The organism is Paenibacillus sp. J31P316, assembly GCF_056269105.1.
The window spans coordinates 94,811-119,548 of record NZ_JBWDNI010000009.1 but is presented as its reverse complement, the minus strand read 5'-3'; the positions used below and the strand labels follow the sequence as shown (position 1 = coordinate 119,548).

General features: G+C 57.8%; 22 protein-coding genes. 10 read left to right on the top strand and 12 right to left on the bottom strand.

The window, feature by feature from the left end; genetic code table 11:
- Nucleotides 1–151: 151 nt before the first annotated feature.
- Nucleotides 152–1,267 carry a sporulation integral membrane protein YtvI gene (gene ytvI, locus AC0YNU_RS22770; protein WP_475760927.1) on the top strand — a complete coding sequence of 372 codons (1,116 nt, stop codon included), beginning with the start codon at nt 152–154 and terminating at the stop codon, nt 1,265–1,267.
- Between the two features lie 132 nt (nt 1,268–1,399).
- On the opposite strand, the gene murI is transcribed toward ytvI, so the two are convergent.
- From murI to AC0YNU_RS22725, 9 genes are all read right to left on the bottom strand, one after another.
- Entirely contained in the window at nt 1,400–2,191 is a 792-nt protein-coding gene (gene murI, locus AC0YNU_RS22765; RefSeq protein WP_475760925.1) for a glutamate racemase, read from the bottom strand.
- Nucleotides 2,192–2,244: 53 nt separating this feature from the next.
- Nucleotides 2,245–2,637: an FxsA family protein gene (locus AC0YNU_RS22760; RefSeq protein ID WP_475760923.1), complete on the bottom strand. Its 393-nt coding sequence runs from the start codon at nt 2,635–2,637 to the stop codon at nt 2,245–2,247.
- Entirely contained in the window at nt 2,638–3,150 is a 513-nt protein-coding gene (locus AC0YNU_RS22755) for an acyl-CoA thioesterase (protein ID WP_475760921.1), read from the bottom strand. It lies immediately after the preceding gene.
- 91 nt (nt 3,151–3,241) lie between these two features.
- On the bottom strand, nt 3,242–4,996 hold the full coding sequence (gene pyk, locus AC0YNU_RS22750) for a pyruvate kinase (RefSeq protein WP_475760919.1): 1,755 nt from the start codon (nt 4,994–4,996) through the stop codon (nt 3,242–3,244).
- Nucleotides 4,997–5,040: 44 nt separating this feature from the next.
- Nucleotides 5,041–6,048 (bottom strand): acetyl-CoA carboxylase carboxyltransferase subunit alpha, encoded by a 1,008-nt coding sequence (locus AC0YNU_RS22745; protein WP_475760916.1) that lies wholly within the window; start codon nt 6,046–6,048, stop codon nt 5,041–5,043.
- Nucleotides 6,038–6,910 (bottom strand): acetyl-CoA carboxylase, carboxyltransferase subunit beta, encoded by an 873-nt coding sequence (gene accD / locus AC0YNU_RS22740; RefSeq protein WP_475760914.1) that lies wholly within the window; start codon nt 6,908–6,910, stop codon nt 6,038–6,040. The genes AC0YNU_RS22745 and accD overlap by 11 nt, the downstream gene beginning before the upstream one ends.
- Nucleotides 6,911–7,057: 147 nt before the next feature.
- A complete protein-coding gene (locus AC0YNU_RS22735; protein ID WP_161697733.1) occupies nt 7,058–7,252 on the bottom strand; it encodes a glutamate decarboxylase in 195 nt (64 codons plus the stop codon).
- A 178-nt stretch (nt 7,253–7,430) separates the two neighbouring features.
- Nucleotides 7,431–7,928 (bottom strand): phosphatidylglycerophosphatase A family protein, encoded by a 498-nt coding sequence (locus AC0YNU_RS22730; protein WP_475760911.1) that lies wholly within the window; start codon nt 7,926–7,928, stop codon nt 7,431–7,433.
- A 204-nt stretch (nt 7,929–8,132) separates the two neighbouring features.
- Nucleotides 8,133–12,059 (bottom strand): DNA polymerase III subunit alpha, encoded by a 3,927-nt coding sequence (locus AC0YNU_RS22725; protein WP_475760910.1) that lies wholly within the window; start codon nt 12,057–12,059, stop codon nt 8,133–8,135.
- Between the two features lie 222 nt (nt 12,060–12,281).
- Here AC0YNU_RS22725 and AC0YNU_RS22720 point away from each other — a divergent pair, with 222 nt between their 5' ends.
- The 3 genes from AC0YNU_RS22720 to AC0YNU_RS22710 all read left to right on the top strand — a co-directional run bounded on the left by AC0YNU_RS22720 (nt 12,282) and on the right by AC0YNU_RS22710 (nt 13,544).
- Nucleotides 12,282–12,608: a YtrH family sporulation protein gene (locus AC0YNU_RS22720; RefSeq protein ID WP_475760908.1), complete on the top strand. Its 327-nt coding sequence runs from the start codon at nt 12,282–12,284 to the stop codon at nt 12,606–12,608.
- Between the two features lie 3 nt (nt 12,609–12,611).
- Nucleotides 12,612–13,139 carry a sporulation membrane protein YtrI gene (locus tag AC0YNU_RS22715; protein WP_475760906.1) on the top strand — a complete coding sequence of 176 codons (528 nt, stop codon included), beginning with the start codon at nt 12,612–12,614 and terminating at the stop codon, nt 13,137–13,139.
- Between the two features lie 108 nt (nt 13,140–13,247).
- On the top strand, nt 13,248–13,544 hold the full coding sequence (locus AC0YNU_RS22710) for a YtpI family protein (protein WP_475760904.1): 297 nt from the start codon (nt 13,248–13,250) through the stop codon (nt 13,542–13,544).
- Nucleotides 13,545–13,764: 220 nt separating this feature from the next.
- Here the strand turns inward: AC0YNU_RS22710 and AC0YNU_RS22705 are convergent, their stop codons facing one another.
- Complete coding sequence (locus tag AC0YNU_RS22705; RefSeq protein WP_475761038.1) at nt 13,765–15,060, bottom strand: DRTGG domain-containing protein; 1,296 nt, start codon at nt 15,058–15,060, stop codon at nt 13,765–13,767.
- A gap of 284 nt (nt 15,061–15,344) precedes the next feature.
- On the opposite strand from AC0YNU_RS22705, the gene AC0YNU_RS22700 reads away from it, so the two are divergent.
- The 6 genes from AC0YNU_RS22700 to AC0YNU_RS22675 all read left to right on the top strand — a co-directional run bounded on the left by AC0YNU_RS22700 (nt 15,345) and on the right by AC0YNU_RS22675 (nt 22,443).
- Nucleotides 15,345–16,712, top strand: coding sequence for a YheC/YheD family endospore coat-associated protein (locus AC0YNU_RS22700; RefSeq protein WP_475760902.1), 1,368 nt, complete (start codon nt 15,345–15,347; stop codon nt 16,710–16,712).
- A 20-nt stretch (nt 16,713–16,732) separates the two neighbouring features.
- Entirely contained in the window at nt 16,733–17,929 is a 1,197-nt protein-coding gene (locus AC0YNU_RS22695; RefSeq protein ID WP_475760900.1) for a YheC/YheD family endospore coat-associated protein, read from the top strand.
- Entirely contained in the window at nt 17,926–19,302 is a 1,377-nt protein-coding gene (locus AC0YNU_RS22690) for a YheC/YheD family endospore coat-associated protein (RefSeq protein WP_475760898.1), read from the top strand. The genes AC0YNU_RS22695 and AC0YNU_RS22690 overlap by 4 nt, the downstream gene beginning before the upstream one ends.
- Entirely contained in the window at nt 19,302–20,453 is a 1,152-nt protein-coding gene (locus tag AC0YNU_RS22685) for a YheC/YheD family endospore coat-associated protein (RefSeq protein WP_475760896.1), read from the top strand. Before AC0YNU_RS22690 ends, AC0YNU_RS22685 begins: the two co-directional genes overlap by 1 nt.
- Before the next feature lie 11 nt (nt 20,454–20,464).
- Nucleotides 20,465–20,920: a GNAT family N-acetyltransferase gene (locus tag AC0YNU_RS22680; RefSeq protein ID WP_475760894.1), complete on the top strand. Its 456-nt coding sequence runs from the start codon at nt 20,465–20,467 to the stop codon at nt 20,918–20,920.
- Between the two features lie 299 nt (nt 20,921–21,219).
- The gene (locus AC0YNU_RS22675; RefSeq protein WP_475760892.1) at nt 21,220–22,443 is read left to right on the top strand and encodes a YheC/YheD family endospore coat-associated protein; all 1,224 of its coding nucleotides are present in this window, start codon (nt 21,220–21,222) and stop codon (nt 22,441–22,443) included.
- 71 nt (nt 22,444–22,514) lie between these two features.
- On the opposite strand, the gene AC0YNU_RS22670 is transcribed toward AC0YNU_RS22675, so the two are convergent.
- The gene (locus AC0YNU_RS22670; RefSeq protein ID WP_475760890.1) at nt 22,515–23,201 is read right to left on the bottom strand and encodes an HAD family hydrolase; all 687 of its coding nucleotides are present in this window, start codon (nt 23,199–23,201) and stop codon (nt 22,515–22,517) included.
- A gap of 146 nt (nt 23,202–23,347) precedes the next feature.
- Nucleotides 23,348–24,466 carry a phosphodiester glycosidase family protein gene (locus AC0YNU_RS22665; protein WP_475761037.1) on the bottom strand — a complete coding sequence of 373 codons (1,119 nt, stop codon included), beginning with the start codon at nt 24,464–24,466 and terminating at the stop codon, nt 23,348–23,350.
- Between the last annotated feature and the right edge of the window lie 272 nt (nt 24,467–24,738).

The following is a 24,738-nucleotide window of genomic DNA, read 5'->3' as shown; positions in this document are numbered from 1 at the left end:
CTGTTTGTTCCATATTAAAAGATTGTAAAGCCGGCGTAAAGAAAAGCAGGCGATACTTATTTTTTGGTAAAGGCCATACTCGCTATGCTACAATTATACAATATGTATAAAGAGTTTTCGGCCGCTTAGAACTTAGAGGAGTGATGGCTTTATGGACCGTGTTATTTGGAGAAGGATTTGGCGCACCGCGATGGTGCTGTCGTTACTCGTTCTCTTCGTGCTCGCCGTAATTTACGTAACGCCGCTCGTGTATCCGTTTCTTCTTGGCTGGCTGCTCGCTTATGCGATCAATCCCATCGTCAATCTGCTTCACCGCAAATTGAAAATCCCGCGCTGGCTCGGCGTCTCCATATCGCTCATCGTGTTCGCCGTCGCCATGCTGACGATCGTGTCCGCGCTCGTGACTCGGATCGTCGTCGAGATTATCACGTTATCCAAGTCGCTCAGCAGCAATATCGATTGGTGGAAGAATCAGTTCGAGTCCATTATGGATAAGCCCGAGGTACAGAACCTGATCGAGAAGCTGACGTCCTTCTACCAGGATAACCCCAACTATCAGGAGACGATCAACGGACGCATCTCCGATACGGCGAATTTGCTGGCGCAGACGAGCACGAATATCATTACCTCAATTCTGAACGGCATCGTCAATATTATCACATCGCTCCCGAACGTTGCCACGATCTCCATCGTCGTGCTGCTCGCCGCATTCTTCATCAGCAAAGATTGGACGCGGCTCGGCATGCGGACTTCGGGATGGTTACCGCAGCAAATCATGCAGTCCACCTCGGTTGTCTGGCGGGATTTGAAGAAGGCGCTCTTCGGCTATTTGCGCGCCCAATTCATCATGATTTCCATCACGGCCGTCGTCGTTACCGTGGGCCTGCTCCTCATAGGCGTACATTACGCGATTACGATCGGCATGCTGATCGGTCTCGTCGATTTGCTTCCTTATCTCGGCGTCGGAGCAGTCATGGTGCCGTGGATTATCTATACCTTCATCTATGGCGATGTGACGCTCGGCATCGAGCTCTCTATCCTATACGGCGTCATTCTTGTCGCACGGCAAACGATCGAGCCCAAAGTGCTCGCGAGCAGCGTCGGACTCGAAGCGCTGCCGACGCTCATCGCGATGTTCGTCGGCTTGAAGCTGTTCGGCGTACTCGGGCTTATCATCGGACCGGTCTCCCTCATTATCTTGACGGCCATACATAAAGCAAATGTTTTCCGGGACGTGTACTGGTTCATCGTCCGCGGGCCGAAGTGAGTCTTCACGCGGCTTCGCCTGCATTCTTCTTCATTATAGCTCATTAACGAAGCAGAAGCCTTCTATCCGCGGAATACGGACGGAAGGCTTCTTGTCGTTGCAAACGAATTCGACTCGATATCAATAATGAAATTAATAAGTGCCCTGCTTGATTTGGCTTTCTTGAATATACGCGAGCGCGGTCTTCATCTTATCCACGTACGCCGGATCGTCGCCCGAACAGAGGAATTGAATGTCCCCGCTTCCGCCTCCTTCGCCGATACCGAATCGGTTCAGCTGCGCGGCAAGCCGTTTGACGGTACCGGAATTGCCGTTCACGATCTGGATATGCGATGGGAGCAGCTCGCGCAAAATGTCCGTATAGTAAGGATAATGCGTGCAGCCAAGCACCAGAATGCCATAGCTGTCGAGATCATAGCCGGCCAGCTTCTCGAGGAAATACGCCTTCATGAACACCCTGTCGAATTCCAGCCGCTCGCAATAGCCGACCAGCTCCGGCAACGGCAGCGAATCGACTATCCCCTCTTCGTCCACGCGGGATAGAAGGGCATAATACTTTGGCTGCTGCAAGGTAAGAGGCGTTGCGAAGACGAGCACTCGCCTGCCCGTCGCACGATTCATCTCTACCGCCGGCTTCACCGCAGGCTCCATGCCGATGATCGGGAAGGAATACATGTCCCGGAGCTCTTGAATGGCGATGCTGGTCGCCGTATTGCACGCGACGACCAGCGCATCCATGCCCACCTCGTTCATTTTACCGACCGTCTCGAGAATGTAATCCCTAACATCCTCTTTCGGTTTCGTGCCGTACGGCACATGAAGCGTATCCGCCATATACAAATAATCCTTGGCCGGGAGCCTGCGAAGCGATTCCGCCAATACCGTCAGCCCGCCGATGCCGGAGTCGAAAAACCCGATTCTCATATTCATCTATTCCTAACGTTTAAGTAATAGTGTTTTCTAAGCGGTGTGACCGACTATCTTCTGCGTATGACAAACGAGCCGTTACGCAGTTTCTTCTCCAGCCATCGCAGCATGAGCAGCCGGTAGAACGGCCGCGTAATCGGCAATAGAAGCGTGATGCCCACGATATCGGAGAAAAATCCAGGCAGCAGCAGAAGCAGGCCTCCTGCCAGCACGCAGACCCCGTTCAGCATCGCGTGGCCCGGCGGCCGTCCGCTCTGCATCTGAGACTGGACTTCCATGAGCGCTTTACGTCCTTCGGATTTGGCCAGTCGCGCGCCGGCGATGGCCGACAGCAAGAGCAGGCCGAACGTCGGCCAGCCGCCTATCCAGTGGCCCATTCGAAGAATGCCCCACATCTCGATCGCCGGAAACACGATGATTGCCGCAATCAGCCATTTCAGCATTTAAGTCCTCTCCTTCTCCGTCGCAAACGTGCCATCCGCAGCGGATTGAAGCATCGTATATAACGCCGGCAGCGACTTGTCCAGGCGCGACGGCCGCCATTCCCGATTCACCCACGCATGGCGCGTGCCTCCTCTGACCAGCAGCTCGCCTGGCGGCTCTGGGCGATGCCAGAATGTCGGGAACGTGTCCCTTTCTCCGATGCGCCTAACTTCCGAGCGAAAGGTCATCCGGACCGGAGAAAAGGATGAAATGGACGTACAGACCAGAACGCGGTCGTCGTACCTTGCCGGCGCCAAGTACGAGCACTCCAAATCGACGACAGGCAGCAGCAAGCCCTGCTTCTCGATGGCTTCATAGGTCATGCCGAGCGAGCGCACGATTTCCGTGCGTCCGATTTCAAACCATGTCACGTAATTGCCATGAAAGACGACACCCATCTGATCGGTTTCCTGATATCTCACCCGAAGCGGATGCAGATGCCACACCGCGGCAGCTTCCGTTGATTCCGACAACGCTTTCCCTCCTTACGCTCCATTCCGAACGAAAAGCGACGACGCTTGCGCGCCATCGCTCCTTATACGTGTTATGCCGCTATGAGGTTTCTTACATGACCTTTGCTTGTCCGGAATAGATGACGCCAACTTCAGCGTACACCGTTACTTCCGTACCGTCATGAAGCAAGCCCAGCGCGTTCTGAACGCCCAGAATAACCGGAATGCCCAGGTTCAGTGCCACGATTGCCGCATGGCTTGTAATGCCGCCCTGTTCCGTAATAACGGCCGCTGCTTTCTGAATCGCAGGCATGTATTCGCGATCCGTGGAAGTCGTAACCAAAATGGAACCTTCCGTCGTCTTCGCGATCGCTTCCTCAGGGGTGCGTGCCGTAACGACTTTGCCCGTTGCGCTTTGGCTGCCGATGCCTTGGCCTTTGGCGATCATTTCGCCGAGCGTATGGATTTTGATCAGGTTCGTGGAGCCGGAACGGCCTACCGGAACGCCCGCCGTAATGATGACGGTATCGCCCAATTTCACGAGACCGGAATTGATGCCGCCTTGTACGGCGATATCGAACATCGCGTCCGTCGTTTCCGCCGGCGTGCCGAGCACGGGAATGACGCCCCAAATGAGCGCAAGGCGGCGCATCACTTCTTCATTCGGCGTAACGGCGATAATAGGCGACTTCGGACGGTATTTGGATACCATGCGCGCCGTATAGCCGCTCTCTGTCGACGTGATAATCGCTCTCGTGTTCAGATCAAGCGCCGAATTCGCAACGGCTTGGCTGATTGCTTCCGTTACTGTCGTTTGCTGCGCTTTCGCCTGCTTTGTGAAAATTTCGCGGTAATCCAGCGCCGATTCCGCGCGAACAGCGATGCGCGACATCGTTTGTACGGATTCAACCGGATATTTTCCTGCAGCCGTCTCGCCGGAAAGCATGATGGCATCGGTGCCGTCGAAGATGGCGTTCGCGACGTCGCTTGCTTCCGCGCGCGTCGGACGCGGGTTGCGCTGCATGGAATCCAGCATTTGCGTTGCCGTAATAACCGGCTTACCTGCGCGGTTACACTTCTGAATCATTTGTTTCTGAACGAGCGGAACCTCTTCGGCCGGAATTTCAACGCCGAGATCGCCCCGGGCTACCATCAGGCCGTCGGACACTTCAAGGATTTCGTCGAGGTTATCCACGCCTTGTTGGTTCTCGATTTTGGAAATGATTTGAATATGGCTGGCATTATGCTTCTCCAGCAATTCGCGGATTTCAAGGACGTCCGTCGCTTTGCGCACGAAGGAAGCCGCGATGAAATCAACGCCCTGCTCGATGCCGAACACGATATCGCCGGCGTCTTTCTCAGTGATTCCCGGCAGCGAAATATGTACGCCCGGAACGTTAACGCCTTTCTTGCTCTTGATCGGTCCGCTGTTCACGATGCGGCATTTGATCTCCGTGCCGTGGACTTCCTCGACCGTCAACCCGATCAGGCCGTCATCGATCAAAATCGTCGAACCGATCTCGACATCGGCCGGCAAATTGGAATACGTTACCGGAATACGATCGCGGTCTCCCAAAATTTCTTCCGTCGTGAGCGTGATCGTCTCGCCTTGGTTCAGCTCGATCGGCTCTTCCTTCAGCTTGCCGAGACGAATCTCGGGTCCTTTGGTATCGAGCAGAATCGCGACGTTCTTGCCGAGCTCTCTGTTTGCTTGGCGGATGTTCTTGATCCGGTTGCCGTGCTCTTCGAAATCGCCGTGCGAGAAGTTCAGACGGGCAACGTTCATTCCCGCGTTAATGAGCTTCTTCGTGTTTTCCAGCGATTCGCTGGAAGGGCCGATCGTACATACAATCTTAGTTTTGCGCATGAGTAATATCCATCCTCCGTTAATGCGTTGCGTATAGTTTTGGGTTAAACTTGTGCGGACTCGGCTTCGATGACCGGTACTGCCGGCGATGCCGGCTCCGGCGAACGATAGGCGCCGACTTTGCGGAATTTATTGTAGCGATCCGTGATGAGCTCTTCCGGCGACATGCGGGACAATTCGACCAAATGGCGCCATACCGCTTCTTTGATCGTTTCGGCCTGAGCCGCAAGATCGCGGTGGGCGCCGCCTTGCGGCTCCGCGACGATCTCTTCGATGATTCCGAACCCGAGCAAATCGCCGGCCGTGATCTTCATGACTGAAGCCGCCTCGTCGGCGCGGCCAGCGTCCTTCCATAGGATGGACGCCGCGCCGTTAGGCGAAATCGCGGAATAGATGGCGTTCTCCAGCATCAGCACGCGGTTGCCTACGCCGAGCGCAAGCGCGCCGCCGCTGCCTCCTTCGCCAATGACCACGCAGATGATCGGCACGCCAAAAGTAGCCATCTCGCGCAGATTGCGGGCGATCGCCTCGGATTGCCCGCGCTCTTCCGCGGTATTGCCGGGATAGGCGCCCTTCGTGTCGATGAACGTCACGATCGGACGGCCGAATTTATTCGCCTGCTGCATGAGTCTCAGTGCTTTGCGGAAGCCTTCCGGATGCGGACTGCCGAAGAAGCGGGCAATGTTGTCCTTCGTATCCTTGCCGCGCTGATGGCCGATAACCGTAACCGGTACGCCGTTCAGCTTCGCTAAGCCCCCGACAATCGCCAGATCATCCGCGAACAGGCGATCTCCGTGCAGCTCGATGAAATCGGTGAATATCGTTCCAATGAAATCCAAAGACGTCGGCCGGCCATGATGGCGCGCCGTGTGCATCTTTTGGGCAGGCGTCAGTTCGTTGTAAAGCTCTTCCTGCAGCGTTTTGCAGCGTTCCTCGAGGCGGGAAATTTCGTCGCTGAAGTCGATGCCGGATTCTTGGCCGAATTTTTTCAGTTCTTCAATCTTCTTTTGCAGCTCGTTCAGCGGCTTCTCAAACGGAAGTTCATCCGCCATTGATCATTTCCCCCTTCGCGGAATGCATATCAAGCAATTTGGTCAGCAGCGGCTTCATTTCTTTGCGGTGCACGACTTTATCCAGTTGTCCATGCTGCAGATTGAATTCCGCCGTTTGGAAATTGTCCGGCAGCTTCTGGCGGATCGTCTGCTCGATGACGACGCGGCCGGCGAAGCCGACAAGCGCGCCGGGCTCGGCCAAATTGAAGTCGCCAAGCATCGCGAAGCTCGCGGAAACGCCGCCCGTGGTCGGATCGGTAATGACGGAAATATAAAGCCCGCCGTCACCTTGGAATTTCCCAAGCGCGGCGCTTGTCTTGGCCATCTGCATCAGGCTGAGAATGCTCTCCTGCATGCGGGCGCCGCTCGACGTGGAGAAAATGATCATCGGCAGGCGTTTCGCATGGGCTTGTTCGATCGCGCGCGTAATTTTCTCGCCGACGACGGAGCCCATGCTTCCGGCGAAGAAATCGAAGCTCATGAAAGCGGCGACGACCGGCATTCCGCCGATCGTCCCTTCACCGGTCACGACCGCATCGGTCAGGCCGGAGCTCTTCTTCTGGGCTTCCACCTTGCTAGCGTACCCCGGAAATCCGAGCGGATCCTCGGAAGACAGATCGGCATCGAATTCCGTCAGACGACCTTCGTCAAGCGTGATCGCGATCCGTTCCCAGGCGCTGAGACGGAAATGATGGCCGCAGCTTGGGCAGACCTTCAAATTTTTCTCGATTTCCTTGGAGAACTGAATGTTGCCGCACTTCGGGCACTTGGACATCAAGCCTTCCGGTATTTCCGGCTTCGTACGAGGCTGACCCGAAGGAATCGTGGCGTATTTTTTTTTATGGAATAAGTCCTTGAACACGAGTGACACCTCTTTGGGGGCGCAATAGTTTTTGGAAATACAGGTTGCGCTGTTGGAACGCAATCGTTTTTTGGAAATGCACGTTGCGCTGTTTGAAACGCAATCGTTTTGAGAATTACAGGCTGCGCTTGGAAACGCAGCTCTGAGCTAACGCTGCGAGTTTAAAATGCCGTTCAACACTTCCTGCACTTCATCCAGTTCGCCAGAAGGGACCAATATTTCGTATTGCTGCTTCGAAACATTAATCGGTCGAATCTTGACAAGAAACCCCTCCTGGGTCAGCCGGTTTTTAATGCTCTCCGCAATTTTTGCCGTAGGCGCGATATAGATAACCGTCCACATGAAGGAACCTCCTGAGCATTGGTAAAAGGATCATCTGAATGCACATGGGGATCCATGGCCGCCATATAAACTCTCGTTATCTAGGCATATGATGTCATCATGATACCATAGGTTCGGATTCCATCGCAACGCCGCACGGCTGGAAGCTATGCCTTGTTGTGGGCGGACCGCTCGATTTTCACAGCGATTGGTCGGCGATGTCATACCGATTGGCCTTGGGATCCTGATGCGCGATGCGCGCGGATGCTGCTGCCGCCAACCCCGCCACGAGGTCGTCCAAAAACACATGGACATGCTTGCCTTTCTCGTTCAGCTTGCGAATAATGCCCGGCTTGACCTTGTCGAGATAACCGAAGCTCGTAAGGCCGATCATCCCGTACACGTTCGTAATGCCAAGCGCCAGCGTCTCGTCGACGCCGTAAAGCGATTCGTCCGCTTCCATTATGGCTTGCAGCGGCTCAGGGAGCAGCTTGCGTTCGGCAAGTTCATCCAGCGCGATGCCGGTGAACAACACGTACTGCACCTCGCGTTTGCCGAGTACTTGATACACGCTCTCTTCGCATTCTTGGTAAGTCAGGTCCGGATTATAAGGGCGCTGCAGCGAAAAAACGATATCCGCGACATCGCTCACCTCGACACCGCGTCTGTTCAGCCATTTTTCCATATTGGACGACATTGCTTATCCCCCCGCATCGGCTTGTACGAAGCGGACCGCGGCAGACGGGTTAACGTCCCGTTCCAGCCGGCAGTCTTGAGCTCCGCAAGCTTCGAATATGCGAAGCCGTCAGTCATGTTTAGCTCCGTGTCTCCTAAATGTATGCGGAGATCGGAAAACATGTGCATGTCGGCCCAGGAATGTCGCCCAATGCGAAATGAGTTGTTATTTGACGATCGCCGAGCCTTTGCCGAAGATCGTCTCGATGTCCTGCAGCAGACGCTGCGAAGGCTTGACTCGGAACGCTTCGCTGAGCACGACCGTCCTGCCTTCCCCCTCGTAGAACAACACGGTCTCGAGCGCGCCTGCGCTGCCCGTCAACAGCGCCTTCAGCTTCTCCATCGCCGCGGAATCCTCGCGGCCGGCGACGATCTTGACGTAGAGCCGCTGGATGCGCTTAGCAGCGGCGGCTGGCGACCGCACCGGGCCGCTGCTGCCAGCGGTTGGCGCGGCTGCAGGTGCAGCCGAAGCGCCGGCGCCAGGCTGCAGCGCGGCGGCCAAAGGCTGTTGGCGGCCAGCGCGGCCGTCGCTTGGCGCGGCGGGCCGGCTAGGCGCTGCTGCCGGCTTATCGGAATACCGGCCGGCATTCGAGCTGCTGGACGGGGCCGAGCTTCCGGGCACCGCCGAGCTGCTGGATGCGGCAGTGGCCGGTGTCGTCCGGTTTGCTGACTCGCCGCCGATGGACTCCGTCCTGCCGCCGGCAGCCGTTGCGCTTGCTCCCGCGTTTGTTCCTGCGCTTGCAGGGGCAGCGCTTCCGCTTGTAGCCGCAGCCGCAGCGTTAGTCCCTTGCGCGGCCCCTTGAAGAGATGCACGGTCCCGCGCGGCCCGGCTTTGACCGAACCGCAGCAGGCGCTGCACCTGCACTGCCAGATCCTTCGGAGCGACGCCTTCGGCCGTACCCCGGCCCAGCGGCACGACATCCTCCAGAAGCAGCTTATAATCCTCGTCCTGCTGCTGCAGCTTCGCCAGCGCGAGCACGATATTGCCCGGCTCCAGCGCTTCCTCGTGACGCTTCCATATCGTAGGGAACGCCACCGCTTCGACGCGCATGATGCGGTCCTCGATTTCCAGGAAGGCCATCGCCTGCCCTTTGCGCGTCATCAGCGGCTTCCGCGATACGACCATCGCGGCCGTGAGCACATAGGCCCCGTCCTGTCCTTCCGTCAAATCGACGAGGCGGTCGACCGGCAAGCCGTCCAGCGCCTCGTCGTAATCGTCAAGCGGATGGCCGGACAAGTACATGCCAAGCAGCTCCCGCTCCAGTCCCAGCAGCTGCCCGATCGTAAAGGGCTGAACCTCGGGCAGCTCCACGTCCCAGTTCTGCACCTCATCGAATCCGAACAGCTCGATTTGCAGCTCCTCGCGCTCCTTGCGCCATTTCAGCGCGGCCTCGACCGTCTCGTCCAGCACGGCGATCAGCTGCGCCCGATGCGCGCCGAGCGAATCGCATGCGCCGGCCTGGATCAGCGATTCAAGCACGCGCTTGTTGGCGACGCGAAGATCCACGCGGCGGCACAGGTCGAGCAGACTGTCGAACGGACGCTCGGCCCGCTCTTTCAACAAGGAATCGATTGCCTGCGTACCGACGTTCTTGATCGATGCGAGGCCGAAACGGATGGCTCCGCCGACCGGCGTGAAAGTCACGCTGCTCTCGTTCACATCCGGCGCGAGCACCTCGATGCCCATGCGACGGCACTCGTCGACGTATTCGGCCGTCTTGCGCTGGTTGCCGGTCACGGAGGCAAGCATGGACGCCATGAACGGAACGGGATGGTTCGCTTTCAGCCATGCCGTCTGGAACGCCAGCACGCCGTACGCCGCCGCATGCGCGCGCGGGAATCCGTAGTCGGCGAAACGGACGATCATATCGTATACGGCATTGGCATCTTGCTCGCTGTAGCCCTCCGATAGGCTGCCGCTGACGAAATGCGCGCGCTGCTCATCCAACACTTCGCGCTTCTTCTTCGACACGGCGCGGCGAAGCAAATCCGCCTCGCCGAGCGAAAAGCCCGCCATCGCGGACGCAATCTGCATGATTTGCTCCTGGTATACAATAATCCCGTAGGTATCCGCAAGAATCGGCTCAAGCGACGGATGCGGATATTCGACCTTTACATGACCGTGCTTGCCGGCGATATATTTGGGAATAAACTCCATCGGACCCGGTCGATAAAGCGCCAAAACCGAGACGATATCCTCGAATTTCGTCGGCTTCAGCTCGCGGAGTACCCGCCGGCAGCCGGACGACTCCAGCTGGAAGATGCCCGTAGTCTCGCCGCGCGTCAGCATGGCGTACGTCTCGGGATCATCGTCGGGAATGAAACGAAAATCGACCGTGATCCCCTGCTGCTGCTTCACCCAGCCAAGCGCACGCTCCAGGATCGACAGCGTGCGCAGACCGAGAAAGTCCATTTTGAGCAGACCGACGGCTTCCAGGTTCTCCATCGAATATTGCGTCAAGGCGGTCTTATCCGTGCCTGCCTGAAGCGGCACGTAATTCGTCAGCGGCTCGCCGGAGATGACGACGCCTGCGGCATGCGTCGAGGCATGGCGGGGCATCCCCTCCACTTTCAACGCCATGCGCAGCAGATCTGCCGTCTTCGGCTGCCGCTCCGATGCTTCGCGAAGCTCGGAGCTGACGCGAAGCGCCTCCTCGAGCGAGATGCCGAGCTGGTTCGGGATCAGCTTGGCCGCGCGGTCCACCTCTCCGAAAGGCACCGCCATTGCCCGGCCGACGTCGCGAACGGCTGCTTTGGCCGCCATCGTACCGAACGTGATGATCTGGGCCACATGCTCCTCGCCATATTTGGCCGACACGTAAGCGATGACTTCATCGCGCCGCTCGTCGTTGAAGTCGATATCGATATCGGGCATCGATATCCGTTCGGGATTCAGAAAGCGTTCGAACAACAGCTTGTATTTAAGCGGGTCCACGTCCGTAATGCGCAGCGTGTAAGCGACCAGGCTGCCTGCCGAGGAGCCCCGGCCCGGCCCGGTACGGATACCCTGCTCGTGGGCGAATCGGATAAAATCCCACACGATCAGAAAATAATCGCTGAAGCCCATGTTATCGATGACCTTCAGCTCATACAGCAGCCGGTCCATCGCAATTTGCTTCACGGAAGCATCGGTCGTCCAAGCCGGATCGCCTGCATAACGGGCCTCCAGGCCGTCCCTGCACAGCGCCTCCAGGTAAGCGGACGAGGTCGTGCCAGCCGGAATCGGATGGAACGCGGGCAGCAGCGCCCGCCCGAACGTCAGCTCGAGCGAGCATTTGTCGGCGATCTCGACGCTCCGCTCCACCGCATCCGCCGCTTGGCGAAACTGAAGGAACATCTCGTCGGCGGTTTTCAAGTACATTTGATCCGTCAGCATTTGCATCCGGTCGTCGTCTTCAACAGTCGTGCCCGTCCCGATGCAAATCAATACATCCTGCACGGCCGCGTCGGAAGGCTGCAAATAATGCACATCGTTCGTCGCCACCGTCTGGATGCCGGTCTGCTCCGCGAGCGCAAGCGTCGCCTGCAGCACCTTCTTCTGCTCCAGCATGCCATGGTCTTGCAGCTCCAGGTAGAAATCCTCGCCGAAGATCGACCGGTAACGTTCGGCCGATCGGAGCGCTTCATCTGTCTTGTCATGAAGCAGATGCTGCGCGATTTCGCTGCCGAGACAGGAGCTGAGACAGATCAGCCCCTCGGCATGCGCCCGCATCACCTCGAAATCGATCCGCGGTTTATAGTGGAACCCCTCCAAATGCCCGATGGAGCTTAATTTCATCAAATTGCGGTAACCCGTCTCGTTCTTCGCGAGCAGGATGAGATGGTAGATGGGATTGTCTTTGCGCGTGCCCTTGTCGAAGCGGGAGCCCGTCGTCAAATAAACTTCGCAGCCGATGATCGGCTTAATTCCCTTCGCCCGGCACGCCTTATAAAACGGAACGGCGCCATACATGACGCCGTGGTCCGTCAGCGCCAGCGCCTTCATCCCTTGCGCGGCTGCGGCTTCGACCAAATCCTTGATCCGGGCAGCCCCGTCCAAGAGGCTGAATTCGCTATGAACGTGTAAATGTACAAATTCGCGTCCGCCGTTCATCGCCATTCCTTCTTTCTATCGTAAACGAGCATCATTTTCTATCATTTTATCATATTGATGCCCTGCCCGCCCATACAATGGACTAGGGCTGGTCGTCCCGCTAACGCGGCACTGCTCGCCCATGCATCCCGGGCTGGTCGTCCCGCTAACGCGGTACTGCTCGCCCATGCATCCCGGGAGGACGAGCTTCGTCCCCACTCAGATTGAAGGGAGCTCAGCATAATGGACTCTTTCTTCTCGAAAGCCACGGTCGATTTCTTCATCGCCTTCGGCGTCGTCTTCGGAGGTTCGATGCTTGCGGGCATAGGCTCCGTCCTCGCCATGACAGCACCCGCGGACGCCATGATGGACACCGCGTCCCGCTTGAAAATATGGGCGCTCGTCGCGGCGGTAGGCGGCACGATCGATCCCATGCGGGTCATCGAAAGCAACATGATCGAGGGCCATCTATCGCCCGTCGCGCTGCAGATCGGTTATATTCTTTGCGCGTTTCTCGGGGCGCACATGGGAACGGAACTGATCCGCTGGCTGTGCAGAGGGGCGGTCTAGCGAATGCGGGTGCCGCCCTTCGAGCGATTTACGAGATTGATGCAGGCCGCCGCTTTCGTCGTGCTCGGAACCATCATCGGCGCGATGGCGTACCATGCCGTCTTTTTCATGAATTTCAACGCCTTGCGCGATTCGAATACGGAGTTGGAAGGCAAGCTGAGCGAATACGAGGACCGGATCGAGAAGCTGAACCAGTTCAAGAACCAGCACACGGTCGTGAAGAGCATATCGACCATTCTGATGGACGGGAAGGAAGACGAATCCGACGTGGAGCTGGACGAGAAGTCGAAGCTTGCGCTCAAAGACGCGCTACGGGATGACCTATCCGTCTTTTTGGGGACGAGCATCTACAAGATCAATACGAACGCGGAGCTGGCCAGACTGCTCCTCAAAAATAAAAACTATCTCGTCGGGGGCAATAAAGAGGTTACCGTCCAAATTCGAACGGTGCTAGTCGTGGATAATGTGCTGCAGGTATGGTTCGTCGCCAGGAAATACGAGCGGCCGATCGGTTTAGGAATAACCAAATAAGAAATGCCGGAGCATTCGGCGAGGACTTATTTTCGCTCGCCGCCCCTTTCGTGGTACAATAAGGCAGTTATTTAAAGCCTGTCACCATAAAGGAGCTGCACGCACGTCATGGAAAACGCCTTACACTGGGCCATCGTCATCCTCATCTGCGTCACGTCGCTGATGTCGGTCAATTACAGCTTCAAAGCCCGCCGCACCTCGGATGTGCGTCAGCGCGGCATGCTGAGCGCACGCCTTAACATGAGCATGGGCGTCATGCTTGTCTTCATCGCGCTGTTCATGATGCTCGCCTTCAGCGGTTCGACGGTCAAGGTCGTCATCAGCTGCTTGATCATCGTCATCGGCTTGTTCAATTTGTTTGCGGGGATTCGCAACAATAGCGTTTATCGGTCTATGAAGGGTTAATTGGCTTTCGTGTTCGCATAGCGAAAGCTCATATTTGCTAAAAAATTCAAAGTCTTGGCGAAAAGTGGCCGAAGAGGCAGTGTGGAGTCGGAAAAGCGTCAGCGGTCGCCTTTGTAGTCTGATTTCCACCTCTACTCACTTATATAATCAAAGAAATCCGAACTACAACAGCGATTGGAGACCCACACTGACCGCAGGCAACTCTTTTTCCGCCACGCTTTTAATAAGGGTCAATGAGCTGCGCTGTAAGGAGCGCCTTAGCCGCCACGCCGCCTGGATCCTTGAGCTCGATCTCGAGCTTGGCGCTCTTGCGGCTCATTTCCAGCAACGTCGGCTGAATGACGACTTCGCTCTCCAGCTGGATCGGCCTGACGAAATACGTGGTCATGCTCTCGATGACGTAATCCCGCTTCCCCAGCTCCCGTATGAATCCCCTCGCCGCCTGCGTCATCAGCGTAACGAGAACCCCCTCCGAAATCGTGCCGAACGTCCCGGACATTTGCGGCGTGATGCGTCCCGCGTATTGAAAGCTCTCGCCGCTCTCCAATGCCTTCTTCTCAAAGCCCGCGCTGATCAATTCGTCGAACGTTTCGCCGGATTCCTTTTGCTTGCCCGCGTACCGCATCGCTTCGAGCGCCTCGCTCCGGCTGATGGCCGCCAGCAGCTTGCGGTTCTTGTCCACGATCGGCAGCAGGTCGATCCCTTCGGCCGCCATCGTATGCGCCGCGGAAGCGATCGGAATATTGGGCGCGGCCGTAATGGGACTGCGCGTCATCAGCTTCTCGACCGGTTGATGCTCGTCCGCGCCTTCCGCATCCTTCGCCGTCATCATCCCGACGACGCGGCCGCGCTCGTCCAATACGGGAAACCGCGTGCCGCCCACGCGGCTGGCCAAGTGCACGTAATCGCCCTTCGTTTCGCCGAGACGCATCGTTTCCACCGGACGGCTGTACGTCACGATATCCTCGACGAGCATGATTTTCTGCCGGATGAGCCGATCGAACATGGCCCGGTTGATCATTGACGCGACCGTGAACGTATCATGCTTGGAGGAAATGATCGGAAGCCCCAGCTCGTCTGCCAGCCGCTTGATGTCGTCGTTCGTGCCGAAGCCCCCGGTAATCAGGACGCCTGCGCCCTGCTCCAGCGCGCAGCGGTGCGCCCCTTGCCGGTTACCGACGATGAGGAGGCTCCCCGCGTCGATATAGCGGACCATGGCCTCCAGCTCCATCGCGCCGATGACGAACTTATGGAGCGTCTTCTCCAAGCCCGCGGCGCCGCCGTACAGCTCTCCCTGCACGATGTCGGCCACTTCCCCGAACGTCAGCCGGTCCATCGTTTCGCGGCTCCTTCGCTGAATCCGGACGGTCCCGATCCGTTCCTTCGTGCTCACGAGGCCGGTCGATTCGGCTTCCTTGATCGCTTTGTACGCCGTCCCTTCGCTTACCTCCAGCTCGTCCGCCATCGTGCGGACGGACAGCTTCGTGCCAATCTCGAGCTGGCGAATATAGTCCATCAGCCGTTCATGCTTCGTTTGCGCTTCGGGCGCTTTGCCTGCGGACCCCACGTCGGTCACTCCTTGTTTTATTGAGTTTATTCCTTGTCTACTTCCATTTTAGCAGATCGCGCGTACCAGCCGCACGGTTCTTTGGGCGCCGGAAGCGTTATTTTATCTCGAATCTGATGCTGTCCGCTAATCACCAAGGGATAGATGTCCTCATATGATGAACTAATTCGTGTCAAATCCCTATGGACCCTGGCCCACCCGTCATCATCTCCGGCATGGAAGGAGATCCGTCGATGCTGAAAACGAAAGTCGCCGTACAGGTAATCAGTCCTGGCATGCTGCCGGATGATGCCATCATGCTCGGCGACGCTTATCTGAGACAATGGAAGATCCCGCAAGGTCAGCCGGTGACGCTTAAATTCGGGGCAATGCGCCAATACGTCAAGGTCGTGCCGGTCGAACGCTTCGACGGCATGCGAATCGGTCAAAGCCTCGCCCTCAAAATGGGGCTGCTGGCAAGCACCACGCTCCGCATCCGATACCGGCCCGAAGAGGCCGTGCTTTCGCTCGGACCATTGATCGGCGTATTGATCAGCCGTGACGACCCGGATCACCGCGACAGGCCGTTCGGCTCCATCACGCTGTTCTGCAAAGAACTGGTGGATGCCTGCGCCGCGCAGGGAGCCCATGTCTATTTCTTCACGCCTCATCATCTGAAAGGCAATTTCAACACCGTGGAAGGCTGGGTCTACGAGGATGGCTGGCGCAAAACGTTCCTGCCGTCGCCGGACGTCGTCAACAACCGGCTGACCTCGCGCAAGCTGGAAAACCGTCCGAACGTGCAGGAGTTTATCCGCGAGGTCAAAATCCGTCACAGAAGCTCGGTCTTCAACGAAAAATTTCTCGATAAGCCGGAAGTGTTCGATGCGCTGGCGAAAGACCCGTCACTGGTCAGATATTTGCCGGAATCGCATGTGCTCCGCAGCTTTCCCATGCTCAAGACGATGTGCAGCCGATACCCGTCCGTCTTCCTGAAGCCGGTACGAGGCAGTCTTGGAAAAGGCATCATCCGCATCACCAAGCAGGATGGCGATGCGTATTCTGCACAATACGCCACCGTAGGCGGCACGCGCAGACACTATTTCAGCAGTCTGCTCAAACTCTATGGCTCGATTTCCGGCAAGATGAAAACCGTCCGGTATCAGATCCAGCAAGGCCTTACGTTGATCGACATTCTCGGCAGGCCGGTCGATTTTCGGGCGCTCGTGCAGAAGAACGAGACCGGCAAATGGGTATTGACGTCCATCGTCGCCCGCACGGCGGGCAGTCATCATTTCGTATCCAACCTCGCCAGAGGCGGCACGCTCAGCACCGTCCGCGAAGCGGTTGGACGCTCCAACCTGACCGGCGCGAGCAGTCATGACGCGCCCGGCAAGCTGCAGCGGGCCGCGCTCGACATCGCCCATGGCGTCGATGCATTCATTCCGGCGCATTTCGGAGAGCTCGGCATCGATCTGGCGCTCGATACGAACGGCCGCGTCTGGCTACTGGAAGTAAATTCCAAACCTTCGAAGAACGATAACACGCCTTTGCAGGATCAGAAAATCCGTCCCTCCGTCCGCAATATGATTCGCTATGCACGGCATTTGGCCGAATTTTAACGCTAAAGGAGGAAACGGAGATGGCTGAGCCAGCAAGATCCGGCATCCTCGGCATTCTGATCAGCGAGCGGCAGTTCGAAGGTTCCGGCGACGGCAAGAGCGATGGCTCTTCCCTCGTCATGCCGGAGGATGATTTTTGCCGTCGTCTTTGCGCGTATGGGCATACGATCGGCATGCTCGTATTTTTGTTTTGCGCTTCGCACGCCGCAGCCGCCGACTCGCATCGGATGCGCGGTTATCGGCTCACGGACGGACAGTGGCAGGAAGCCTTCTTCCCGCTGCCCGACGTGGTGTACGACCGCGCGCTGCCGATATCGAGCGCGCAGGCCAGCCGTTTTCGGGAAGCGTTAATCACGCTCAAGGGCCGCAAGCCTTATGTGCTGCTGAACGGCTCGCTCCCCGGCAAGCTCGACGTCTATCGCGCCATGCAGCTCGATGACGCGCTTCTGCAGGAACTGCCGGATACGCATCTCCTCGAAGACGCGCACCAGCTCGCACGGCTGCTTGAACGCTATCCGGAAGGTTTATTCCTGAAGCCGTCTGCCGGATCGCACGGCAAAGGCGCGCTTCGGCTCCTCCCGCTCCGGGATGGCGATGGCTGGCAGGTCGACGGCAGAGACCGTCTGAACCGGCTGCTCGCCCTCCGCTTCAATGACTGGAACGCCCTGTCCGGCTGGCTCGAACGTTTTACCTCCGCTGCACCTTATCTCGTTCAGCCCTGCTTGAAGCTGACTGACGAGGAAGACCGTTCGTTCGACGTGCGTGCGCTCATTCAGAAGGATGAACGCGGCCGCTGGATCTTCACCGGAGCGGCGGTTCGCCGCGGAAATCCGGGCAGCGTCACGGCCAACTTGCATGGCGGGGGCACCGCTCTGAAGGCGGAAGACGTCTTGCGTATCCGCTTCGGAGATGCAGTCGCAGCCCGGCTATTGGACCGAATCCGCAGCGTCAGCGAGCGGTCCGCCGTTTGCCTGGAGCAGCATTTCGGCCGCTTGGCCGAACTCGGCCTCGATTTCGGACTCGAGCCTCATGGCCGGCTATGGCTGCTGGAGGCAAACGCCAAACCGGGACGGCAATCCTTCGATCGCGACGATGCGGCCGCTGAGACGGCCATCCGCCGCCCGCTCGATTATGCGAAGCTGCTGGCCGCCGGCCAGCGACCTGTTTTTCCGTCCACCCGAATTCAAAGGAGATACATCCAGGAGGTTCATCCATGAGTTTGACATCTTGTCATGTACACTTCTCACCAACGAGCGAACGCATCGTCTACCTGTCGGGCTCACTCCTTCGATCCCTTAAGCTTTCCGGCAAAAAGACGATCAATCTCAAGTTTGGGCATGAATCCGTCACCGCTGCCGTGAAGACCATTAACCGGCAGGGCAACCATCTCTATCTCACCGCCGGCATCCGCCAAACGATCAAGGTGCCTAAAGCAGGCAGCATTTCGTTCGTGCAGGGAGGAGAGAACGAAGTCCAGCTCGGTCCGTTGATCGGCGTCCTCACGGACGGAAACCGCAAAAGCGACTCCCCTTTCGGCTCCCGATCCGGCTATATCCGCCAGCTGATCCGCATGGGAGACAGCAAAGCCTATGTGTTCGCCTTTACGCCAAGGGACGTGAACTGGACGAAGGAAACGGTCAACGGCTACTTCCTCAACAGCACCGGCAGCTGGTATCGCAAAGTCGTGCCGCTTCCCGACGTCGTCTATAACCGGCTGCCCAGCCGCTATGCGGAAACGACGGCTTCCATCATGTCGATGCGCGAGCGCTTCGTCCGCAAGGGCGTTCCGTTCTTCAACTGGAGCTTCTTCAACAAATCCGACGTGTATAAGCTGCTCGATCGCGATGTGGAAGCGCTGGAGCATCTGCCCGAATCGGTCAACAATCCGCGCTCCGAGAAAATCAAAGAGATGCTGGAAAAGCATCAATTCATCTATTACAAACCAACGGCCGGAAGCCTCGGGATCGGCATCTACCGGCTAACTTACCATCCGAAGCGCGGTTACTTCGCAAGATACCGCCGCGGCAACACCAATGTGCTGCTTCGGTTCACGAGCTTCAACAGCTTGATGCGCATGCTGGAGTCGCGCCACGGCAGCGGTCTCGGGCGTTATGTGAGCCAGCAGGGCGTACGCCTGATCGAGATCGACGGATGTCCGATCGACTTCCGCTTCCACATGCACAAGAACGGCAACAACGAATGGATACCTGTCGGAATCGGAGCGAAGAAGGCCGGCCGCGGCAGCGTCACGACCCATATCAAGAACGGCGGGCAGCTGCTGACGCCGGAGCAGGCGCTCGGCCGCGCATTCGGCGACAAGGCCGACGAGATGCTGGTCAAAGCCAAGGCGGTATCCGTCAAGCTCTCGCAGGCGATCGAACGGAACTTCCCGCATACGCTCGGCGAGCTCGGTCTCGATATCGGCATCGACAAGGACGGCGAGATCTGGATGTTCGAAGCCAATGCCAAGCCGGGCCGCTCTATATTCAGCCATCCTTCCCTGAGATCGCAGGGCCGCGACTCCATGACGCATATTTTGGATCACTGCCTATTCTTGAGCAAGTTCAAGGATCAGGGAGGTAGTGATTAATGGGGTTTGTCATCCATGAAGATACGGCGGAAGCCGAAGTTCATGCCAATTCCAGAATCAAGCAGCCCGTCCTCGCTATCCTGACCATCGAGGACGATCTGCAGCTCTTTCGCGGCAACCGCCAGAATTTCGCCGACCTGATCGCCGCCGGCAAGGACAACGGCTTTATCGTCTATGTCGTGACGGCCAATCACTTGAAATTGAACCGCAAGACGATCAGCGGCTTCACCTACGATCCCGATTCGGACACTTGGATGCTGCAGAAGTTTCCGTTCCCCCATCTCATCTATAACCGCATCCCCCTTCGCGAGGATGAACTCCAGCCCGAGGTCAAACGGAAAATCGCCGCCTGCCTCCGGCATCCCGACGTGCAGATCTTCAACCCGAAGTTCTTCAACAAATGGAGCCTGTTCAAGTGGCTGCGCCAGTCGCGGACCACGAAGCCTTACATTCCCGCCACGAGCCGCATGCAGTCGGTCTCCGGGCTAGGACGCATGATGCTGCAGCACCGGTACCTCTATCTGAAGCCGGTCAGCGGCAAAGCGGGCAAAGGCATCATGACGATTCAGCTGCAGCCGGAGAAGCCGCTTCCCTATCGACTGAAGATCCAGGGCAACAAAGGCAGCACCACCTACAACTGCGGCTCGATCGGCAAGCTGTGGACCCGAATCAAGAAAGAGAGCACCGGCGAACGGTATATCGCGCAGCAAGGCATTCATCTTGCCGCTTACAATGACCGGTCCTTCGACCTGCGCGCGCTGATTCAGAAGAATCAGCGCGGCCAATGGGACATATCCGGCATCGGCGCGCGGCTGGCCGGCTCCATGAGCATCACGACGCATGTTCCGCGCGGCGGGAGCATCGAAGATCCGGAGAAACTGCTTGTCGGCGTATTTGGCCAAGACGAAGCTAATAAACTTCTTACAAAGGCCCGCAACACCGCGCTCGTCATTGCGCGGCAGATCGAACGCGGCTCAAGGCGCAGCCTTGCCGAGATGTCGATGGACCTCGGGATCGACCAAGCGGGGAACATCTGGTTCTTCGAGGCCAACGCCAAGCCGATGAAATTCGACGAGCCGGACATCCGCAAGCGCTCGCTGGACAGGATTTTTCAATACAGCAGCTATTTGTTGCGAACCAAGGACAAATAGCGGGGGAGGGAATGCTCATGCAGGTAAAGCTGCTATCGCCGTCGCAATGGTCATCCGCCAAGGAGAAAATCACCCGTTTTCTGTATCGATACGGCGATAGCCGCATTACCCACGCCGGTCTGGCCGCACTCAATGAGCTGATTCCCGCGCGGCTTGCGGCAAGCAGCCGCGGTGCCTCGACATCGACCGCCGTGGCGGTCGGCGTTCAAGACGGGAAGCTTGTGGCGGTCGCGTTCGCGGAAGACGGCGGCGAGCGCGCCTGCTTCGTCGTCGTCGCCCCGGAATACCGCGGCCAAGGTGTCGGCAGCCTGCTGCTGAGAGCCCTGCACCGCCAGATGGGCCGGCTGACCTGCAGCGTCGCCTCCGATAATCCTACCAGCATGAACATGTGCTTCCGGGCGGGCATGAAGGCGGTCAGCCTGCATACCGGCCCGACCGGCAAGCCGACTCTTCGATTCGAACACTAGAGCTCATGCTTACGAAGCGAGTTTTGCTGATCTTGCCGGAATCCCGGCTGCGAGATGCTCGCAAAACTTTAAAGCATATGCTTACGAAGCGAGTTTTGCTGATCTTGCCGGAATCTCGGCTGCGAGATGCTCGCAAAACTTTAAAGCATATGCTTACGAAGCGAGTTTTGCTGATCTTGCCGGAATCCCGGCTGCGAGATGCTCGCAAAACTTAAAGCATATGCTTACGAAGCGAGTTTTGCTGATCTTGCCGGAATCTCGGCTGCGAGATGCTCGCAAAACTTTTAGGAGGAGACGCTATGGGTCAGCCGGTGCTGGGCATTTTGACCTTGTACCTCAACGACCGCGGCTTGATGGAAGAGAAGCCGATCTACGAACGGATGACGGCAGCCGGCAAAAACCTCGGCCTGGAGGTCTTCGTCTTCACCCCGGCCGACGTCAATTACACGGATAACCGCATCCACGCGCATATGTACGATCCGAATTCGAAAACCTGGAGCCGAAGGTGGCGCTCCTTTCCGCATATGATCTATGACCGCTGCCGGATCCAGCGCAGCCACCGGTTCGTGCAATTGAGTCATTTCCGCAAGAAATACGGGCATTTGACGTTCCTGAACCGGGTGCTGCGCAACAAGTGGACGGTCTACAAAACGCTGCAGCGGGAAGAGAAATTTCGTCCGCATCTTCCGCACACGCGGCTATATGAAGCTCAGGGCGACTTGAGCGACTTGATTCGCAAATACCCGCTCGTCTACTTGAAACCGATCAACGGTACAGGCGGTCGCGGCATTCTCCGCATCGAGAAAGAGCAGAGCGGCAGCTACCTCATCCAAGGCCGCGACCAGTCCAGAAAGATCGTGAGTCCGCAGCGGGTCGGACTTGCGGGCATTCACGGCCGACTGGCCAAATGGAATTTGCGGGAAAACCGTTATCTGGTCCAGCAGGGCATCCAGCTCAAGCTGTCCAACGGCCGCGTGCACGATTACCGGATGCTCGTGCAGAAGAACGGCAGCGGCGAATGGGAAGTCACGGGCTGCGCCGGGCGGATCGGGGCTAGCGGCAGCATCACCTCCAACCTGCACGGCGGCGGCCAGGCGGTCAAAATGAAAACGCTGCTGAACGATTGGATCAAGAATGAAGACACCACAACCGACGTCAAACGAAAAGCCGAGGAGCTCGGCGTCGATATTGCCGCTTACTTGGAACGCTCCTACGGCCGCTTATGCGAGCTGGCGCTGGACTTGGCCATCGATCGCAAGGGCCAGATTTGGCTGCTGGAGGTCAATCCCAAGCCTTCCCGGGAAGTATTCATTCAAGCCGGGGAACGCGACACGTACCGTCTGGCTATTATCAGGCCGCTGGAATACGCCGTATGGTTGCATGAACAGAAAGTGCAGCGGAAGGATAAGGCGAAGACGGCGGCGGAACTCAATATCAGAGAACCCGAGCTGAACGAGCTTAAGGCGAAGGAATTCGATACGAAGGAGCCTGGATCGAGGTACCGCTTCGGTAAAGGCGATTGAACGGCACAACCCCGGCTTGCGCCATCCATGCGCTGACCGGGGTTGTGTTTTTCAATCAAAGGAATGTGCGATTAGGACGGTTGCGGCACCAGCTCAAGCAGCTGGCGGAAATCGTCGATCAGCGCGTCGGCGCCGTTCAATTCCTCTTGACGCCCATAAACCGCATACGCGCAGCCGACGACCTGCAATCCGTTGCCCTTCCCGGCTTCCACGTCGGATGAGCGATCCCCCACCATCCATGCGGAGGTGACGCCATGGTCCTTCAACAGCCGATCAACGAGATGCACCTTGGAAGCCGTGCCGTACTCGCCTGCGCTGTACAAGCCGTCGAACAGCGGCGCTATGCCTCTGTAACGGGCAACCTCCTTCACGTAACGTTCCAGGCCGTTGCTCGCCACGAACAGCTTGAAGCCTTGTTCTTTCAGTTCCCGAAGCGTCTCCGCGACGTGGGGATACAGCTCGCCTTCGCCGCTCTCCAGTCCTTCCAGCTCGTATTGAAGCATCAGCTCGTCCGCGCGGCGCTGGGCCGCCTCCGAGCCGTCCGGCATTACGCTGCGCCATATATCGGCGAGCAGCATGCCGAGACAGCTGAGCAGCTTCTCGACCGGGGGAGTCGGGTTCGTATAGAGCCCCTCTTCGCGGAGGGTTTGGAAGATCCGCTCATGCACGCCTTTGAGCAGCGTGTCCGTCTCGAACAACGTACCGTCCATATCAAAAATCAACGCTTCCGGACGCGGAAGCGGTTCATTCATGCGCATTAGGCAGGACTCCTTTTCTCGATGCGGCATATGCCGTTCGAAGCTTTTCGAACGGAAGCCAATCGGCGTTATGCCCTTAATCATACTGGAAAAGAAGTCCATGGCGCAAGGCGAACGGCGGCCTGCCGCTCCATCCCGCGCGTCGTTTACCACTTGCCGGCATCGATGTCGCCCGGCTTCAGACCTTCCCACACATTCCGGATCTCCGCCAGCTCCGGATGCTCGAAGACGAGAAAAGCTGTCGGCAGATAGCGGCCATCGCCGCTGCTCGTCGACGGCTTGTTCAGCACCTCGCCGTCCTTGACGAGCACCGTCGAGGAGCCTCCGTCCAGATTAGCGGCGATGACTGCGCCATGTTCCAGCATGATCTGCTGGACGTCGTACAGATTCGCGCCGATGCTGTGTCCAGGCTGCCTGCCGTCGATGACGACGAACAGAATCGCTCCGTCCTCCCGCTGCCCCATCGCGGTGCGCGGGGCAATGCCCCACCCGTCAGCGGCGTTCTTGATCAGTCCTTTGCCGTTGACGATGATGCGCGGCTGAAAGGTGACCGCCTCTCGAACATCCATGCGCTGCAGCTCATCCAGCGTATAACGGCCGGCGACCATCTTGCCCGCGCCGTCGATGCCGACAACCTGCGTCGATTTCGATTTGCCCAGATCGCTATAGAACAGCTTGCCGCCGGACATGACGATGCCGATGGGCTGGAAACCGTTTCCTTCCCAATTCGGATCGGCGAAGCCTCCTCCATTCACGCCCGCAACCGCCCCGGTCCGACGGACCATGCTTGGCACCCGCTCTCCCCTTCCCTGCTTCTCGGGTACTGCGATTCGAATCTTGGTCGGATCATTGACCGTCATGATATATCCGCTGTAACCATGCCCGGAGATCGGCTCGATCTCGACGAGGGGCTTGGCCTGCACGGTCTGAACGACCGGCGATTCGCTTCCCTGCGCCGGTGCCGCCGGTGTCGCCGCTGCCGCAGGACGGATCTCATGCGTATCCCGTTCCTCGCCCATGGCGTCGAATTGCCGTTGGTACGCTTGCACGCGCGTGTCGAGCGCATGCTGCCCGATCAAATATTTGGCCCAGACCCGATGCTGGGTTGTTATGAGGGTATCCGCCATCAAATACCGGAAATTGTTGCCCGAAGGCGTCACGAACAGCCATCCAGCGCCAATGGCACCGAGCAGCAAAAAGAAAGCGAAAGAGGCAGCAATAAAGCGCAGCCATCTTCGTTTACGCCTGACCGATTGTTTCGGCATTGCTTTTCTTGATAGCGGACTCCCGGACGATTCGCCCGCAAGCTCAGCGGAAACCTTCGTACGCACACCTTCGCCCTCCCATCGGTTCTCTCCGAATCCCATACCGGATACCTAGTAAACGCGAAGCGGTTTCCAAAAGTTTCAACATGCTCCCGCATACGACAAAACTAGTGCGCATTCGCTAACAACCGGCATTTCAAATCCGCCATGAACGCCAAAAAGCCGGATCCGTGGCCGGTCCGGCTGAACCCTTCCGTATTCAAGACGGCTAC